Source organism: Chromohalobacter sp. 11-W (assembly GCF_029889905.1).
Lineage (GTDB): Bacteria > Pseudomonadota > Gammaproteobacteria > Pseudomonadales > Halomonadaceae > Chromohalobacter.
In genome coordinates, this window is the sequence record NZ_JARANZ010000006.1 from 82,791 (window position 1) to 100,236 (window position 17,446).

Consider the following 17,446-nt stretch of genomic DNA (forward strand, 5'->3'; position numbering starts at 1 on the left):
ATCGTCAGCACTCCGCGTCCCCAGGCGCAGCGAGGCGGTGTTCTTCCACACCGCCCCGCTGCAATGGATTTCGCCGTTATAAGCTTACCCGCATGCCGCGGCTTCACCACCACGCTCACGGGCGGCGAGCAGCACGGCCACCAGTGCTAGCGCGGACATCACTGCGCCCGCCGCCGGCACCGCCGGATAGCCCATTCCGGCCGCGATGACCAGGCCGCCCAGGGCTGCGCCCACCGCATTGCCGAGATTGAAGGCGCCGATATTGACCGCCGAGGCCAGGTTGGGTGCGTCGCCGGCGGCGGCGATCACCCGCACCTGCAACGGCGGCACGATAGCGAAGCTGGCCACGCCCCACAGGAAGACCAGCACACTCGTCGGCACGATGAACGGCATCAATAGCGCCAAGGCGATCAGTACCAGACTCAGGCCCACCAACGTCACGATCAGCGTGCGATCCACCGAACGATCTGCCGCGCGCCCTCCCACCCAGTTGCCGGCCGTCAACCCTAGGCCGTAGACCATCAGCAGTGTAGTCACCAAGCCGATCGAGGCGCCGGTTTCAACCTGCAGGATCGGCACGATATAGGTGTAGACCGTGAACATAGCGCTGGCTCCGAGCACGGTGAGCGTCAGCGCCACCAGTACCGGGGCCCGGCTCAACACCTTGAGCTCTGCCAGCGCCCCTCCATCGGCCGGAGCCGGACGGTCAGGCAGCGTCAGCCGCAGTGCCACCATGGTGATCAACCCGAGCGCGGTGATGGCCCAAAAAGGCTCGCGCCAACCCAAATGCTCGCCCGCCCAGGTCGCCAGCGGCACCCCCACCACGGTAGCCACGGTCAGCCCGGTGAACATCGCCGCCACCGCGCTCGCTCCGCGCCCGAGCGGCACCAGACTAGCGGCGACAACCGCACCGACACCGAAAAAGGCGCCGTGATTGAGCGAGGTCACTAGCCGCGCGACGAGCAGCATCGCGTAGTTCGGCGCCAGCGCCGCGAGCAGATTGCCTAGGGTGAAGATGGCAGAGAGACCGATCAGCAGCGTGCGCCGCCGCATCCGGCTGGTGGTCAGCGTCATCAGCGGCGCCCCTAGCATCACGCCGATGGCGTAGGCACTGATCAGCAACCCCGAGGTGGGAATCGAGACACCAAGGTCGCTGGCGATGAGCGGCAACAGACCCATTGGCGAGAATTCGGAGACACCAATGGCAAAGGCGCCGGTAGACAGCGCCAGAAGAGGGGGATTGAGTTTCATTCCGCGACCCTCCCGTTCAGTCGAGTGGACGAATCGCGCCACGAGCTCGCGAATTCGGCCCCGAGGGCCTCATGAGTCGGCGAAACGCGCAAGCGAGAATGTTGCATATCAGTTTTCCTTGGTTGATGTTTAGGCAAAGATAAAAGCCATTCTCGACCGTGTGTAGCCGCCTATGAGGCCAGGGAGTTTTGATATGGATGCAAAGACACTCTCGCCGAATGATCGAACCCGAGCGCTGGAGGTATTCGTGGCAGTGGCATCGGCTGGCAGCTTCTCGGCTGCGGGGCGACGGCTCGGTCTGACCCCTTCGGCGGTGAGCCGCACGGTCGACCGGATCGAAGCGCGACTCGGAGTGCGCCTGTTGTTGCGCTCCACCCGGGCGCTCACCATCACGGCGGAAGGCCACGCTTATCTGCAAGCGGCGCGACGTATCCTCACCGATCTCGACGAAGCCGAGCAGGCTATCGCCGACCTGGGCGCACCGCAGGGACGACTACGGGTCAGCGCCTCGCTCTCCCACGGGCGCCTCTGCGTGGTGCCGTTACTGGGCGAGTTCAGCGCGCGCTACCCGGAGATCATGGTGGACATCAACCTGACCGATACCGTGGTAAACATTGCCGCAGGCGAGGCAGACGTCGGCATTCGATTCGGGCTGCTGCCGGACAGCTCGCTCAACGCCCGCCGCCTGGGCAACAACCGCCGCGTGATCGTCGCCTCGCCGGCATATCTGGCGCAGTACGGCACGCCGCGAGTGCCGGAGGACCTGCACGCTCACAACTGTCTCAACTTCAATTTCCGCCGTGTCGAACCGACCTGGCCCTTCCGCGGCGCCGAAGGTGATCATGTCCTAGCCGTACGCGGCACGATCGAGGCCAACAATGGCGACACCCTGGGCCAGCTCGCCAGTTCCGGGGTCGGCATTGCCCGGGTGGGCGCCTTCAGCGTGGCGGCGGAGATCGCTGCCGGCAGGCTGATACCGCTGCTGGAGGCGTATAATCCGGGCGATGTGGAGGAGATCCACGCGGTCTTCGTGAGCGGCACCCACATGCCCCTGAGGGTGCGCGCCTTCGTCGACTTCCTGGTCGAACAGCTGTAGCGAGTGGCACCCACGCCAGCTGCCGCGCATCGACGGTCACGACGGCTTCTTCTACGCGCGTCTGCGCAAAAGCATGTCTGCGTGAAGTTCGCATCTGCACAACATTGAGGCGTAACCGCCGGCCTACGCCGCTGGCGACTTGCCAGCAGCGTACGCGGCTTCGATACTGAGGGTATCTCATCCATGTGTGGAGCCCTCGTGTTGCAGGATGCCCTCGAGATCATCGATACGCGCTGCGCCCTGCTCGTCATCGACGTGCAAGGCGACTTCATGCCTGGCGGGTCGCTGGCCTGCGCCGATGGCGATGCCATCCTGCCGGGGTTGAGCCAGTTACTCAGCGAGCGACGATTCGCGCACGTCGTGGCAACCCAAGACTGGCATCCCGCTCGGCACGTCTCTTTCGCCAGCGAACATGCAGGCTATCAACCCTTCGACACCCTCGACCTCTACGGCGAGCCGCAGACCCTGTGGCCCGATCACTGCGTGCAGAATACGCCTGGCGCCCGGCTGCATCCCGAGCTCGACTGGGCGCCGGTGGATCTCATCGTGCGCAAGGGATGCGATCCCCGCGTCGACTCCTACAGCGCCTTTCGCAACAACCTGGGGCCCGATGGCACACGTCCCACCACGGGGTTGGCCGGCTGGCTACGTGAACGCGGCGTCGATAGCGTCTATCTCTGCGGCCTGGCGCGTGACGTATGCGTGTTGTGGAGCGCCGAGGATGCCGTCGCCGCGGGTTTCAAGACACGCTTTCTGTGGCCGCTGACACGCCCGGTCACCCACGACACGGACGCCGCCACGCGGCAGCGTCTCACTCGGCTCGGCGTCGAGATCATCGGCGCTTGAGCCAGCCCATCGCACTTGAAGCGCAAGGAGAACGCCATGAGCGATCACGTCTACAAGCACATCGAGTTGACCGGCTCTTCGCCGCACGGTATCGAGCAAGCCGTGAACAATGCTTTGGAAAAGGCCCGCGAGACGCTGCACGGCATGCGCTGGTTCGAGATCACCGACACTCGCGGCCATCTCGAGGACGGGCGCGTGGGCCACTGGCAGGTCACGCTCAAGGTCGGCCTAGCACTCGATTGAACGTCACCGGGCGCCATGGCACGACGCCGTGGCGCCCCTGTCATTGGGGGCGCCGCCTGGTTTATGCTACGCGCCAGTCATTGAGCGCGGATTCCCTCGCATGAAGATCATCATCCTCGGCGCCGGCCAGGTCGGCGGCACACTGGCCGAACACCTGGCCAGCGAAGAAAACGACATCACCGTCGTCGATATCGATACCAAGCGTCTGCGCGAGCTGCACAACCGTCTGGATATCCGCACGGTCGTCGGCACGGCGTCCTACCCCATGGTGCTACGCCAGGCCGGGGGCGAGGACGCCGACATGCTGATCGCGGTGACCAACTCCGACGAAGTCAACATGATCGCCTGCCAGGTCGCGCATACGCTGTTTCGCACGCCGACCAAGATCGCCCGCGTCCGCGCCACCGCCTATCTGACGCGCAAGGGGCTGTTTTCCCACGATGCAATTCCCGTCGATGTGCTGATCAGCCCCGAGCAGGTAGTCACCGACCATATTCGCCGCTTGATCGAATATCCCGGCGCGCTGCAGGTGCTCGACTTCGCCGGCAGCCTGGCCCAGTTGGTGGCGGTCAAAGCCTACTACGGCGGGCCGCTGGTGGGTCAGGAACTGGGCTTCCTGCGGCGCCACATGCCCAACGTGGATACCCGCGTGGCGGCGATCTACCGCCGCAACCGCGCACTCATTCCGCACGGCGACACCGTCATCGAAGCTGATGACGAAGTCTTCTTCATCGCCGCGCGCAAGGATATTCGCGCGGTGATGAGCGAGCTGCGCAAGGTCGACCGGGACTTCCGCCGGGTGATCATCGCTGGCGGCGGTAACATCGGCGAACGCCTTGCCGAGACGCTCGAGCACAGCCACCAGGTCAAGATCATCGAGCATGAGTTGGAACGCTGCACGGTGCTCTCGGAGCGTCTCGACCGCACCGTAGTCCTGCATGGCAGCGCGACCAGCAAGCGCTTGTTGCTGGAAGAAAACATCGAGGATTGCGATATCTTCTGCGCGCTGACCAACGATGACGAGGTCAACATCATGTCGTCGATGTTGGCCAAACGCCTGGGTGCCAAGAAGGTGCTGACGCTGATCAACAATGCCGCCTACGTGGATCTCGTCCAGGGCGGCGAGATCGATATCGCCATCTCGCCGCAGCAGGCCACTATCGGTGGTTTGCTCACGCATGTGCGGCGCGGCGACATCGTCAACGTGCACTCACTGCGGCGTGGTGCCGCCGAGGCCATCGAGGCCATCGCCCACGGCGATTCGCGTTCCTCCAAGGTGGTGGGACGCACCATCGACGAGATCGACTTGCCCAACGGCACCACCATCGGGGCTATCGTGCGCGGTAAGGAGGTCCTCATCGCCCATGACGATGTCGTGGTGGAAAGCGGCGACCATGTAATTCTCTTCGTCATCGACAAGCGCCGCATCCGCGACGTGGAACGCCTTTTCCAGGTAGGGCTGACGTTCTTCTGATGAGTAATCGGTTACCCACGGCTCCCGTTTCTGCAAGGCGACTACCATGAGCTTTCTGGTGATCCTGAGGATCGTCGGGCTACTGCTCATGATGTTCAGCCTGACCATGGTGCCACCGGTGGTGATTTCGTTGATTTTCGACGACGCCACCTGGGATGCCTTCGTCATCGGGCTAGGCATCACCTTCATCACCGGGGCGCTGCTTTACTGGCCCGCGCGCAATGCGCGCCGCGAACTGCGTACCCGCGATGGTTTCTTGATCACCGTGATGTTCTGGAGCGTCCTGGGACTGTTCGGTTCGCTGCCGCTGATGCTCGCCGCGGACCCGTCGCTATCGTTCACCGACGCCGTATTCGAATCGTTTTCCGGCCTCACCACCACCGGTGCCACCATTCTCACCGGCATCGACTTGCTACCCGAGTCGATCCGCTTCTATCGCCAGCAACTGCAATGGCTAGGCGGCATGGGGATCGTGGTGCTGGCGGTGGCGATCCTGCCAACGCTGGGCATCGGTGGCATGCAGCTTTACCGCACCGAGATTCCCGGACCGCTCAAGGACTCCAAGCTAACGCCGCGTATCACCGAAACCGCCAAGGCCTTGTGGTACATCTATGCCGCCCTGACCCTGACGTGTTTCTTGGCGTATTGGCTGGCGGGCATGAGCTGGTTCGACGCCATCGGACACAGCTTCTCGACCGTCGCCGTCGGTGGCTTCTCGACTCACGACGCCAGCATCGGTTATTTCGACAGCGCCACCATCGAGTTGATTTGCGTGTTCTTCATGATCGTCTCGTCGCTGAGCTTCGGGCTCCACTTCGCGGTGTGGCGCGAGAAGCGCCTGAGCCATTATTTGCTCGACCCCGAATTCCGCTTTTTCGTGATCTTCCTGGCGCTGCTGGTCAGCATCACCATCGCCACGCTCATGTTGAGCGGCACCTACGACGATACCCTGGGATTGCGCCACGGCTTGTTCGAGGTCGTGTCGGTGGCCACCACCACCGGCTTCGGGGTCGCCGACTTCACCGTGTGGCCGGGGGTCTTGCCATTCATGCTGTTCATCGCCGCTTTCGTCGGCGCCTGCTCAGGCTCCGCCGGCGGGGGCATGAAGGTGATTCGCATCCTGTTGATCCTCAAGCAGGGCCTGCGCGAGATTCACCGCTTGATTCACCCCAATGCGGTGTTTTCGGTCAAGGTCGGCAAGATGCGCATCTCCGGGGGAGTGGCCGAAGCGGTATGGGGGTTCTTCTCCGCTTATATGCTGCTTTTCGTGCTGATGCTGTTGATCCTGCTCGCCACCGGGCTGGATCAGGTGACGGCCTGGTCGGCGGTGGGCTCGGCCCTCAACAACCTGGGCCCGGGGCTGGGCGGCGTGGCCACACACTACGGTGACATGCCGGATCTCGCCAAGTGGACGCTGGTGATGGCGATGATGTTCGGGCGCCTGGAAATCTTCACTATCCTGGTGCTGTTCACACCCGCCTTCTGGCGACGCTGAGCCAATACGGCACTACTCACCATGAATTACTATTCACCATGAATCGGCGAAAACCCTCCGATTCATGCTGGATTAACGGGGTTTCACACTCTCTTCTCACTAAAGGCTAAGACCAGCGAGGCTGATTCGTCGGGTGTCGCGATGGTGGCAATGCTACCATGCGCGCTTCCCGGCCCACCGCGACGGGCCTTTATCCGTTATTCAGCCTCGAGAAAGCGTCATGTCTACCAGCCTCGCAAGCCCTATACGCGCGGTAGCCCGCCTAGGGCTCATCCCACAAATCGTCATCGGTATCGTGCTCGGCATCGTCGTGGCCACCACCTGGCCCGATGCCGCCACCTCGATATCGCTTCTGGGTGAGGTGTTCATCTCCGCCCTGAAAGCGGTGGCACCCGTGCTGGTCTTCCTGCTGGTCATGGCGGCCATTGCCAATCATCGTCGCGGCCAGCCCACGCATATTCGCGGCGTGCTGCTGCTGTACGTGGTCGGTACCCTGTGCGCTGCCTTGGTGGCTGTCGTCGCCAGTTTCGCACTTCCCACCACGCTGATCATCGACGCGCCCCAAGCGAGCGGCGAACCGCCGGGCGGCATCGCCGAGATCCTGCGCAACCTGCTGCTCAACGTCGTGGACAATCCCATCCATGCGCTGATGAACGCCAACTTCGTGGGTATTCTGGCGTGGGCGATCGGGCTGGGCATGATGCTGCGCGGCTCCTCGGAGACCACGCTCGGGATGCTCAACGCCTTCTCCGATGCCGTCTCCAACATCGTACGTCTGGTGATCCGCTGCGCGCCGCTGGGCATCTTCGGGCTGGTCGCAGGCACGCTCGCGGATACCGGCATGAATGCCCTGCTCGACTACGCCCACCTGCTCGCCGTCATCGTCGGCTGCATGGTATTCGTGGCACTGGTCACCAACCCCTTGATCGTATTCCTCGCCACCCGGCGCAACCCGTACCCACTGGTATTCGCCTGCCTGCGTGGCAGTGCCATCACCGCATTCTTCACACGCAGTAGCGCCGCTAACATCCCAGTCAACATGGAGCTTTGCGAGCGCCTCGACCTGGACTCCGACACCTATTCGATCTCGATTCCGCTGGGCGCCACCATCAACATGGCCGGTGCCGCCATCACCATCTCGGTGATCACCTTGGCCGCTGCCCATACCTTGGGGATCGGCGTGGACTTCGCCTCGGCCCTGTTGCTGTGTATCGTCGCCTCGCTCGCTGCCTGCGGCGTTTCCGGCGTGGCCGGTGGGTCGCTGCTGCTCATCCCGATGGCCGCCAGCCTATTCGGCATTTCCAATGACGTGGCCATGCAGGTCGTCGCCATCGGCTTCGTCATCAGCGTCGTGCAGGATGCCACGGAGACCGCGCTGAACTCGTCCACCGACGTGTTGTTCACCGCCGCAGCGTGCCGCGCCAAGCGCTGATTCGTACGCTCGACGCCCCGCTCGCAGCAGCATCAAGCGGGGCCGAGTTTGGCCCGCCCCCTGCCATCGTGGATAATCGAGCTTTTCCGCCACCGAAGCGAAACGCCGCATGCCCGATACTCCCGCCGGCCCTCGCCAGGTCATCGATCAGGGCGAGACCCGATATACCCTCCTGGGTACCGCCCATGTCTCGCGCGCCAGCGCCAACGAGGTTCGCGAGCTGATCCGTTCCGGCGACTTCGACGCCGTCGCCATCGAGTTGTGCCCCACGCGCCACCAAAGCGCCACCCAGCCCGACGCCATGGCCAAGATGGACCTCTTCCAGGTCTTACGCCAGGGCAAGGCCGGCATGGTCGCCGCCAGCCTCGCGCTGGGCGCCTTCCAGCAACGCGTCGCCGAGCAGTCCGGCGTGACGCCAGGGGCCGAGATGCAGATGGCAATCAAGGAGACTCAGCGTGCGGACTTGCCGTTGTATCTCGTCGATCGCGAAATTGGCGTGACCCTCAAGCGCATCTATCACAACGTGCCCTGGTGGCAGCGCATGAGCCTGATTTCAGGACTTCTGGGCAGCGTGGTCTCGCGCAAGAAAGTTTCCAGCGAGGAGATCGAGCGCCTCAAGGAAGGCGATGTGCTCGAATCGACCTTCGCCGAGTTCGCCGAACAATCCGAGTCGCTCTATGCTCCCTTGATCCGCGAGCGCGATCGTTACATGGCCCTACGCCTACGCGAGGAAGTCGCCGGAAAAGCACCACGGCATATTCTGGTCGTCGTCGGTGCCGGGCACATGAAAGGCCTAGGGGAACACCTGCAAGCGCTGGAGCAGCAACCACTCAGTACCGAGGCTATCGACGAGGAACGCCGCTCCCTGGAGGTCACCCCGCAGCGCTCCAAGCTTTGGAAAGCCCTGCCGTGGGTCATCGTCGCGCTGGTACTAACCGGCTTCGCCATCGGCTTCTCCCGCGATACCGGCCTCGGCTGGTCGCTGGTCGGCGAATGGTTCCTGATCAACGGCGCTCTCTCGGCGCTGGGTACCGCCATTGCACTGGCCCATCCATTGACCATCATCGCGACCTTCATCGCCGCGCCGCTGACCTCGCTCAACCCCACCATCGGCGCCGGCTTCGTCGCCGCCGGCGTGGAACTCGCCATACGCCGCCCCACGGTGGGGGACTTCTCGCGCCTGCGCCATGACGTCAGCGCACCGCGCGGCTGGTGGAAAAACCGCGTCGCCCGCACACTGCTGGTATTCCTGCTCGCCACGCTAGGCTCCGCCGCCGGCACCTGGATCGCCGGGCTACGCATCGCCGGGCAATTGTTCGGGTAAGTAAATAACTGCACCACCCTCTTGCTCACGGGGCAGCGCGAACGGCCGATAAAAGGCCGATCATCCAGACTGCCCTCGAGAGCTCTAGGCAAGTTTCAGGCATTGCCTGCGCCTTCCTTGCCGATAAAATTATTGGAGCCTCGCCCAAAATACAGGCACGCTCAGCCCTAATAACGAAGGCAGCGACTTTTTGCAGCAAGTGACAGACCAGTCGCTGCATAACGACGTTTCTTCCTGACGAGGGCAGCCCGTATGCCAGACAAGCGTTACATGCACCACAACGCGTATTCCATTCCGCGCTGGCGCTTCATGTACTGGTTGCTCTGCGACAGCCGCTTGCCCCTACATATTCAACAGCGCCTGCTGCTGGGCCCCAACACCCAGACATCCGTCATGTGGTCCGGGACGCTCACGACACTCATGCTGACGCTCATCGCCCTCTCCCGTCATCCGGCACCACTATTCTGGCTCTGGTTTCTGGCCACGCTCGCGATTTCGGGTTACCGCGCCGGGCTCCATTACCAGGTCAAGCGGCAATGGCGCCAGCGTATCGCTACACCCGCCGATCAGATCTACCTGGCCAATCTGCTCTGGAGTACCACGACCGGGCTGGGCACCGCGCTTTGCCTACTCAGCGGCGACCCGGTTCTGCAAGTATTGGCCATCCCGTCCATGGTCGCACTGGCAGCGGCCGCAGCCGCTTTCTCTCACGGGACTCCCCGTTATGCCATACTGCAGGTCCTGCTGCTGGACCTGCCTCTCAAACTCGCGGTCCCCTTCCAGCCGGAGCCATGGTTCTGGATATTCGTACTGCAGGGCCCCTTCTTCTGGATGGGGCTGCGCATGATGATCCATTCCCTTTACGACATGTCGACCCAGGCTCTGCTCGGGGAGTATCACAGCCGGCGACTGGCCAGCCTCGACCCACTGACCGAGTTGTTTAATCGGGAAGGCTGGTTCCGCGAGGCCCTCTCGATTCGTGGGCCGGGGCGCACACCACTCCCGGCTAGCCTGCTCTTTTCGGATCTCGACGGCTTCAAGACCATCAATGACACTTACGGCCACATGGCGGGCGATGAGCTTCTTCGCCACATTGCCAACGCAATGAGCGACGCCTTGAGAAGTGACGACATCCTCGCACGCTGGGGTGGCGATGAATTCGTGATCCTCCTACCGGGTACCAACCCTGAGGCGAGTCGCATCGTTGCACAACGACTCATCGATATCACTACCGACATCGAGCACACCTATCCGGGAATAGGGCTAAGCATCGGACTCGTGCATTGCCAGGATTGGCGAGGCATGGATCGCAACCGTCTGGAGCGCTTGGTCGCCCAGGCGGATCAATCCCTCTACCAAGCCAAGCGGCAAGGCAAGGGATGCTTTCAGGAACTGACCGAGCAGGCCTGAGCCGGCAAATGTGCCCTGACCTAGCGATCCGACATATTCGGCTATTAGTCTTGGACGACCCGAACTGTCGGCATCACCCTCGGGCAGAGCTGCACATCGCCTAATCCATGCAAACCAAGGAGAGAAATATGGCCTCGTTCGAGCACACAGTCCGGTCGCGTTATAGCTGTCGTGATTTCAGCCCGCAGACGGTTCCTCGCGCCTTGCTCGACAGGCTGCTTGAGATTGCCCAAGGCATCACTCATGCCGGCAGTAGGCGCAGCGTGCCTTCGGCGGGAGCTTTATATCCGCTGCATCTACTGGCAATAGCTGGGCGCATTCGCGACCTGGACGCGGCAACCTACACCTTCGATCCCGAAAGCCGCATGCTCAAAACGCACCTCGACCACGACATACGAAATGCACTCCAGCAAGCTGCACTCGAGGACCAACCCTGGATCGGCCAGGCTTCCGGCATTATCACGATCTGTGCCGACATGGGGGCCGCGACACAGGCATTCGGCGATCAACCGCCCTACGGGACACGCGGCCAACGCTATGCTTGGATCGAGGCAGGCGCCGCAGCTCAGAACATTCAGTTACAAGCAACGGCCGAAGGACTGGGCAGCGTGCTCGTCGCCGGCTTCCGCGACGAGGCCACGGCAGAAGCGCTGGCCCTCGAAGCGCCTATAACGCCGCTAATCCATTTGTGCTTCGGTTGGCCGGCTGCTAAGCAGTAACGGGCCCCGACAAAATAAATGATGTCCGAGAGCCACTGACGGTTTTCCACCAAGGAAGGAGTGACCATGATCCGCGTCCCATTATTCTGCAATGGCCTGATGGCGCTTATCATCGTGGTCATGACACAGGCGTTCCCGGGTGCGGTTACCTCCATCGACTGGCCGCTCCTGATCGGTGCGTCCATAGTCATGGCTTTAACGCCTGGCGCCAATCAGCTCTTATCGCTTTCCAATGGTTTCCATGTCGGTGTCGCGCCTGCCATGACAGCGGCCTGCGGACGCTTCGCAGCGTTCGCCTTGATGGTGGTCGGTGTCGCGGTGGGGCTCGGGCATTGGCTGGCCACCTCTGCGGTGTTCTTCAACGTGCTCAAGTGGATTGGCGTGGCGTATCTGTTGTATCTTGGAGTGCGGTCGTTGTTGACGGCTTGGCGGCCTAAAGCGGTAAGCCCGAGCGAGGGCATCGAGACCGCGCAGGCCTGGCCGCTGCTACGCCGGGAAGCGCTGGTCGCATTCTCCAACCCCAAGGCATATGTGCTGTTTGCGCTCTTCCTGCCGCAGTTTTTGCATGCCGATAGCGTGTCGTTCGCACCGGCCATCATGCTGGCGGGGCTGGCTTATATCTTGATCGAGTTCGTTTGCGCGCTGCTCTATGCCGGCGCGGGACATCTACTCGGGCGCGGCAGAATCAGTCTGAGTCGGCAACGCTGGATGGATGGTATCAGCGGCTCGCTAATGGTTAGCCTGGCCGGGTGGTTGGCGTTGGCGAAACGCCAGACTTAAAACGGGAGATCGATGATCCAACCCAATACGGCGCAGTGCCAGGGGACGAAAGCCAAACGATAGCGTCATGGCGGATAACGAGGGTTATAGGTCATTTGAGACTATCACGGTACAGGCTACTCTACACCTCGAACCCGCTCTAAAGAGGCAGCTATCGTGGAATCGAAGATACGTATCGTCATACCGATCTACCCCGGCGTAACGCACCTGGATTTCACCGGGCCTCATCAATTCTTCTCGCGTGTGCCGCAAATCGACGTGGTGGTAGCCTCCATCGACGGGGAGCCCGTTGACGCCCAAGGATTGACGTTTTCCAACCTGGACGACCTGACAGACATCGCGGCTTGCGACGTTCTCTGCGTTCCCGGTGGCCTGGGCTGCCTCGATGCGGCCGAGGACGTCCGTTTTATCCACGCCATTCGACACTTGGCCGGCACCACAAAGTTCGTGACCTCGGTATGCACCGGCTCATTGATTCTGGGAGCGGCGGGCCTGCTCCACGGAAGACGAGCCGCCTGTCATTGGGCGTGGCGCGACATGCTGCCATTGTTCGGTGCCATCCCGGACCCGGCGCGTGTAGTGCGCGATGACGAGATCATCACAGGCGGCGGTGTCACCGCCGGAATCGATTTCGCGCTGACCGTCATCGCAGAGTTAACCGATGACGAGACCGCTCAGCGTTCTCAACTGATTCTCGAATATGCGCCCGCGCCGCCGTTTGATGCCGGACGCCCCGAAACAGCCCCAGCCACTATCCACGACCACGTCGTCGCCGACATGGCCGAGCTGCAGGCCTCACGTTACCGCCAGGCGCAACACCTGGCCGAGCGTTACGCCACACGTCGCTAGCCTTGATGATCCCTCCGACCCTATATAACGCATTGCGTCATATGCTGTTACGCGTTATTTCATTCGTATTAACCGCCCTCCTCCAGCACCTCGGCGATCAAGGCGACGAAGTCATCGAAGGCCGGATGCATCGGGCTGGGGGAGCGATGTACTTCGAGCACGGCCGGTGGTAATGGCGGCAGACCTTCGGCGGCACCCAACGCTTGCCACCCCTCGGGGAGCAAACGCCGCTCTCTGACCGTCAAGGTTTGGCCCTGCCCCACGATGACCTTCAATCCGCTGGGGCTCTGACTGGTGGAAACGAGTTGCCAATCGCGACCGATGTCGGCGAGCGCGGCCAGCGCCCGACGCCGGTAAACGCACTGCTCCGGAAACAGCGCCAGCGGAATCGGCCGCTCGGCGTCGAGCTCGAAACGCCGATGCGCCGCCCACACCACTTCCTCCGTGGTCACCGGGCGTCCGCCGCTACTCGGTTCATGCTGCACCGCCAGCACGATATCCAACGATCCCTTCTCAAGCTGCTCCAGCAACTCCGTCGACATGCGGCAGTGGATATGCACGTGCACATCGGGATGCTGGGCGCCGAAGCGTTCGAGCAATGCCGGCAGCCAGGTATCGGCGTAATCCTCGGGGAGGCCGAAGCGCAGTGTCACCGGCTGCGAACGCCCGAGTGCGGCGATCGCTTCGCGTTGCAGCTGTAACAAGCGCCGCGCGTAGACGAGAAAGGTCTCGCCATCGTCGGTCAGCTTGAGCCGTCGACTGCCGCGTTCGATTAGCCGCGTGTCGAGCCGTGTCTCCAGCGTATTGATACGCAGGCTGATGGTCGATTGCGTCTTGTGCAGATAGCGCGCCGCCGCGGTAAAGCCACCGCTATCGGCCACGGTGACGAACGCCAGCAGCAGATCGCTGTCCAGCGCCGCCAATTGCGTATTATCGGAAATGCCGATGGCTGCCATTGGAATGACTCGTTTCCCTGATCGAACGGATCCGTCCAGCATAGAGGACGTCGACGGGCCGGCCAATGTGACCGGTGACGACGACCGCCCCATTGATGCCGACAATACCGCTGATCGAGAGGACGCCCCCTATGCGTACCACCGCTGCCGCGACCCAGCCCGACGTCGCCTCCAAGCCGGCCCAGCAATGGCTGGCGGACGCCGAACGCACCGACCTGAGCGCACTCGTCGACACCCAGCGCTATCCCCTGCATGCCCCCGACGACCCGCGCCTGCAAGCCGAAATCGAGCGTGTTCGCGAGGACCTGGAGCGCGAAGGCTGCGCCGTGCTGCGCGGTTTTCTGCGCCCCGACGCGTTGGAGCAGGCCCGCCAGGAAGGACGTACCCTCTCGGCCAAGAGCTATTATGCCAGCCGCCGCGTCAACGCTTGGTTTACCCGCGATGACGCAACGCTTCCGGAAAGCGACCCGCGTCGCATCTTCATGGAGCGCACCAGCGGCTTCGTAACCCGTGACATGATTCCAGCGGATACGGTGATTCAACAGCTTTACGTCTCGCCGGCGATGAAGCGCCTGGTGGCCGAGTGCCTGCAGGAGGACGAGGTCTATGAGTACGCCGACCCCTTCGCCGGGCTGGTGCAGAACGTATTGCCGCCAGGCACCGAACAGCCCTGGCACTACGACACCAACGAATACATCGTCACGATGATGACCGACATACCGGACAGCGGCGGCGAATTCCAGTACTGCCCCAACATTCGCACGCCGGCGGGCGAAAACTACGACGGCGTCGGTGCGGTGATTCGCGGCGAAGACACCACTACGCCGCGCACGTTGCTGCTGCGTCCCGGCGACTTGCAACTCTTCAAGGGCCGTTACTCGCTGCATCGGGTGACGCACGTCAGCGGTGAACGCGAGCGCCACACGGCGATCTTTGCTTATTCGCAGCAGCCGGGTGTAGTGGGCCGGCTGGAGCGCACGCGCCAGCTCTACGGCCGGGTCTCCGAAGCGCATATCGAAGCCGAGAGGCGCCGTGAAGAGCGTGCCGACGGACTGCTCGACTGATCGAAACGCCTGCGTTCCAGCGCGTTTCGATATTTCTGTCTAGATAAATCACGCTGATTCCACTTCCATGACGGGACCGACGACCATGACCCGCTTGTCATCCACACTGCCTTCCCTGCTGGAAGGCACCGATATCCTGGCGCCGACGCACGATCCCGCCGAGTGCGAGCCCACTCAGGCCGAGAGCCGCCAGATTCTGCTCGACCGCCTGGCCCGCACCCGGGCGGAGCTGAAGAAGCGCGATATCGTCGCCGCCGTGCTGTTCGACCCGACCCACGTGCGCTATGCCACCGGCGCGCGCAACATGCAGGTCTACTCGGCGCGCAACCCGGCCCGCTACGCCTTCGTGCCGGCGGAAGGCCCGGTGGTGATGTTCGAATTCTCCGGCTGCAGTCACTTGACCGAAGGCTTGCCCGGCATCGACGAGACGCGCCCGGCGACGGCGATCTCCTATTACTTCTGTGAAGATAATCTGCAGCAGACCACCCAAGCCTGGGCGGACGAAATCGACGAATTGGTACGCCAATGCGGCGGGCAGAAAGGCGACAAGGTGGCCATCGAAAGCGCCACTTCGCACGCGGCCTTTGCACTGATCGAACACGGCTGGCAGATCTGCGATGCCCAGATTCCGTTGGAGCGGGCACGCGCGATCAAGGTGCCCAACGAAATCAAGATGGTACGCAGCTCGTTGCGCGCGGTGGAAAACGGCGTACGCAAGCTGGAAGCCGCGATTCGCCCCGGCGCCACGGAAAACGAAGTCTGGTCGCAGCTGCACCAGCACATCATCGCCACCGACGCGGACTACATCGAAACGCGGCTGATGAACTCCGGGCCGCGCACCAACCCCTGGTTTCAGGAATGCTCCAATAGAGCGATGCAAGCCGGCGAGCTGGTCGCGCTGGATACCGACGTGGTCGGCCGTTATGGCTACTATGCCGACTTCTCGCGCACCTTCCTGTGCGGCGACGGCGAGGCAACAGCGACGCAGCGCGAGCTCTATCGCATGGCCTTCGACCAGGTGCGCCATAACATGGCACTGATCGCGCCGGGCATGTCCTTCAAAGAGTACGCCGAGAAGGCCTGGCAGATCCCCGCGCCCTACAAGGCGCGGCGCTACTTCGCGTTGGCCCACGGCGTCGGCATGACCGGCGAATATCCCTACATCGTTCACCGCGAGGACATCGACGACAAGGGCTACGACGGCATCATGCAGCCGGGCATGACGCTCTGCGTGGAGAGCTACATCGGCCACGAAGACGGTGGCGAAGGCGTCAAGCTCGAGGAGCAGCTTTACATTCGCGACGACGGTCGGGTCGAATTGCTTTCCGACTATCCGCTCGATGCGCGATTGCTGGCCGAGTGACACGCCAGCCGACGCCACCGGATAACCGCTTCGTCCATCCGCCACAAGGGGCCCCCATGCGCCAGACGCTGATTCCGCATATCGACCTGACGCCGCTGCTCGCCGATGATTCGGCACGCGACGAGACACGCCAGGCAATCGTCGATGCCGCCTGCGACTCCGGCTTCATGACCGTGGGCATCGCGCCGGCACAACTGGGGCTCGCTGATGACATTCACGCCCGCTTGCTGCGCTTCTTCGAGCTCGACGCGGCACACAAGCAAACGCTGGCGCGACACAAGTTCGAACCGGCCAACGGCAATGTGTATCGCGGCTATTTCCCGCCGCAGAACCAGGACCCGACCTGGAAGGAAGGCATCGACCTCGGCGCGGATGTCGCTCACCCCGAGCGTGCGGATACCCAGAGCGGCGACCCGCTGCGCGAGCCCACGCCGCAGCCGCCGGCATCCACTCTACCCGGCTGGTCAGTGGATCTCGCCGCTTACTATGAAGCGATGGAATCGCTCGGTGGCGTGATCGCCGGGGCATTAGCCGAGGGGCTGGGCATACCGCGCGAGACACTCACGCGGCCCTTCGAAAACGGCAATTCAACGCTACGCTTGATCCATTACCCCGAGCGTCCCGCCGAGACACTGGCCAGCATGCCGGCCGTCGATGGCGAGGGCGATGCACGGCGCTGGCTGGTCGGCGTGCCGCATTGCGACAACGGCTTCATCACCCTGCTCTGGCAGGACCGCGTCGGCGGCCTGCAAGTGCAAACGCCCGACGGCGACTGGGAAAACGTCGCGCCGCGCGACAACGCCCTGGTGGTCAACTTCGGGCGCTTGCTGGCGGACTGGTCCGGCGGACGCATTCAAGCCACGGAACACCGCATCGTCGGCGGCACCCGCTCGCGGCATTCGATCCCGTTCTTCTTCGAACCCGCGGTGGATGCCCATATCGAGGCGCCCGACGCAGACGGCGATGGCGGTTATGTCTACGGCGACCGGCTTTGGGAACGCATGCAGGCCTTCGTCGAATTCCAGGGCCTGGAACGCGCGCCCGCTACACGAGACTGACACTGAATCGGCATCGCCGAACGTCCCCGGCGACCGAACGACGCGACGACAACGTCGCCACCCTGACCGGGTCGATGCTTTATAGA

At 62.9% G+C, this 17,446-nt stretch carries 16 protein-coding genes; 14 read left to right on the forward strand and 2 right to left on the reverse strand.

Features of this window, described 5'->3' with window-relative positions:
• Positions 1-84 precede the first annotated feature (84 nt).
• On the reverse strand, positions 85-1,251 hold the full coding sequence (locus OP494_RS09995; RefSeq protein WP_280540573.1) for an MFS transporter: 1,167 nt from the start codon (positions 1,249-1,251) through the stop codon (positions 85-87).
• A 193-nt stretch (positions 1,252-1,444) separates the two neighbouring features.
• Here OP494_RS09995 and OP494_RS10000 point away from each other — a divergent pair, with 193 nt between their 5' ends.
• From OP494_RS10000 to OP494_RS10050, 11 genes are all read left to right on the forward strand, one after another.
• Positions 1,445-2,347 (forward strand): LysR family transcriptional regulator, encoded by a 903-nt coding sequence (locus OP494_RS10000; RefSeq protein WP_280540574.1) that lies wholly within the window; start codon positions 1,445-1,447, stop codon positions 2,345-2,347.
• 198 nt (positions 2,348-2,545) lie between these two features.
• The gene (locus tag OP494_RS10005) at positions 2,546-3,193 is read left to right on the forward strand and encodes a nicotinamidase (protein ID WP_280540575.1); all 648 of its coding nucleotides are present in this window, start codon (positions 2,546-2,548) and stop codon (positions 3,191-3,193) included.
• Positions 3,194-3,229: 36 nt separating this feature from the next.
• Positions 3,230-3,436 (forward strand): dodecin, encoded by a 207-nt coding sequence (locus OP494_RS10010; protein WP_040242962.1) that lies wholly within the window; start codon positions 3,230-3,232, stop codon positions 3,434-3,436.
• 100 nt (positions 3,437-3,536) lie between these two features.
• On the forward strand, positions 3,537-4,910 hold the full coding sequence (trkA, locus tag OP494_RS10015; protein ID WP_247620294.1) for a Trk system potassium transporter TrkA: 1,374 nt from the start codon (positions 3,537-3,539) through the stop codon (positions 4,908-4,910).
• Between the two features lie 46 nt (positions 4,911-4,956).
• Positions 4,957-6,405 (forward strand): TrkH family potassium uptake protein, encoded by a 1,449-nt coding sequence (locus tag OP494_RS10020; RefSeq protein WP_280540577.1) that lies wholly within the window; start codon positions 4,957-4,959, stop codon positions 6,403-6,405.
• A gap of 220 nt (positions 6,406-6,625) precedes the next feature.
• Entirely contained in the window at positions 6,626-7,837 is a 1,212-nt protein-coding gene (gene sstT / locus OP494_RS10025) for a serine/threonine transporter SstT (RefSeq protein WP_280540578.1), read from the forward strand.
• 109 nt (positions 7,838-7,946) lie between these two features.
• Positions 7,947-9,161: a TraB/GumN family protein gene (locus OP494_RS10030; RefSeq protein ID WP_280540579.1), complete on the forward strand. Its 1,215-nt coding sequence runs from the start codon at positions 7,947-7,949 to the stop codon at positions 9,159-9,161.
• A gap of 252 nt (positions 9,162-9,413) precedes the next feature.
• Positions 9,414-10,571: a GGDEF domain-containing protein gene (locus tag OP494_RS10035; protein WP_280540580.1), complete on the forward strand. Its 1,158-nt coding sequence runs from the start codon at positions 9,414-9,416 to the stop codon at positions 10,569-10,571.
• A gap of 128 nt (positions 10,572-10,699) precedes the next feature.
• Positions 10,700-11,290: a SagB/ThcOx family dehydrogenase gene (locus OP494_RS10040; RefSeq protein WP_280540581.1), complete on the forward strand. Its 591-nt coding sequence runs from the start codon at positions 10,700-10,702 to the stop codon at positions 11,288-11,290.
• 66 nt (positions 11,291-11,356) lie between these two features.
• Positions 11,357-12,070, forward strand: a complete 714-nt coding sequence (locus tag OP494_RS10045) for a LysE family translocator (RefSeq protein WP_280540583.1) — start codon at positions 11,357-11,359, stop codon at positions 12,068-12,070.
• 156 nt (positions 12,071-12,226) lie between these two features.
• Complete coding sequence (locus OP494_RS10050) at positions 12,227-12,919, forward strand: DJ-1/PfpI family protein (protein WP_280540584.1); 693 nt, start codon at positions 12,227-12,229, stop codon at positions 12,917-12,919.
• A gap of 68 nt (positions 12,920-12,987) precedes the next feature.
• On the opposite strand, the gene OP494_RS10055 is transcribed toward OP494_RS10050, so the two are convergent.
• Positions 12,988-13,875 (reverse strand): LysR family transcriptional regulator, encoded by an 888-nt coding sequence (locus OP494_RS10055; protein ID WP_280540585.1) that lies wholly within the window; start codon positions 13,873-13,875, stop codon positions 12,988-12,990.
• Between the two features lie 131 nt (positions 13,876-14,006).
• Between OP494_RS10055 and OP494_RS10060 the strand changes: the two genes are divergently transcribed.
• The 3 genes from OP494_RS10060 to OP494_RS10070 all read left to right on the forward strand — a co-directional run bounded on the left by OP494_RS10060 (position 14,007) and on the right by OP494_RS10070 (position 17,360).
• Positions 14,007-14,939: a phytanoyl-CoA dioxygenase family protein gene (locus OP494_RS10060; RefSeq protein ID WP_280540586.1), complete on the forward strand. Its 933-nt coding sequence runs from the start codon at positions 14,007-14,009 to the stop codon at positions 14,937-14,939.
• Between the two features lie 85 nt (positions 14,940-15,024).
• Positions 15,025-16,302, forward strand: coding sequence for a Xaa-Pro peptidase family protein (locus OP494_RS10065; protein ID WP_280540587.1), 1,278 nt, complete (start codon positions 15,025-15,027; stop codon positions 16,300-16,302).
• A 56-nt stretch (positions 16,303-16,358) separates the two neighbouring features.
• Complete coding sequence (locus tag OP494_RS10070) at positions 16,359-17,360, forward strand: 2OG-Fe(II) oxygenase family protein (RefSeq protein WP_280540588.1); 1,002 nt, start codon at positions 16,359-16,361, stop codon at positions 17,358-17,360.
• Positions 17,361-17,446 lie beyond the last annotated feature (86 nt).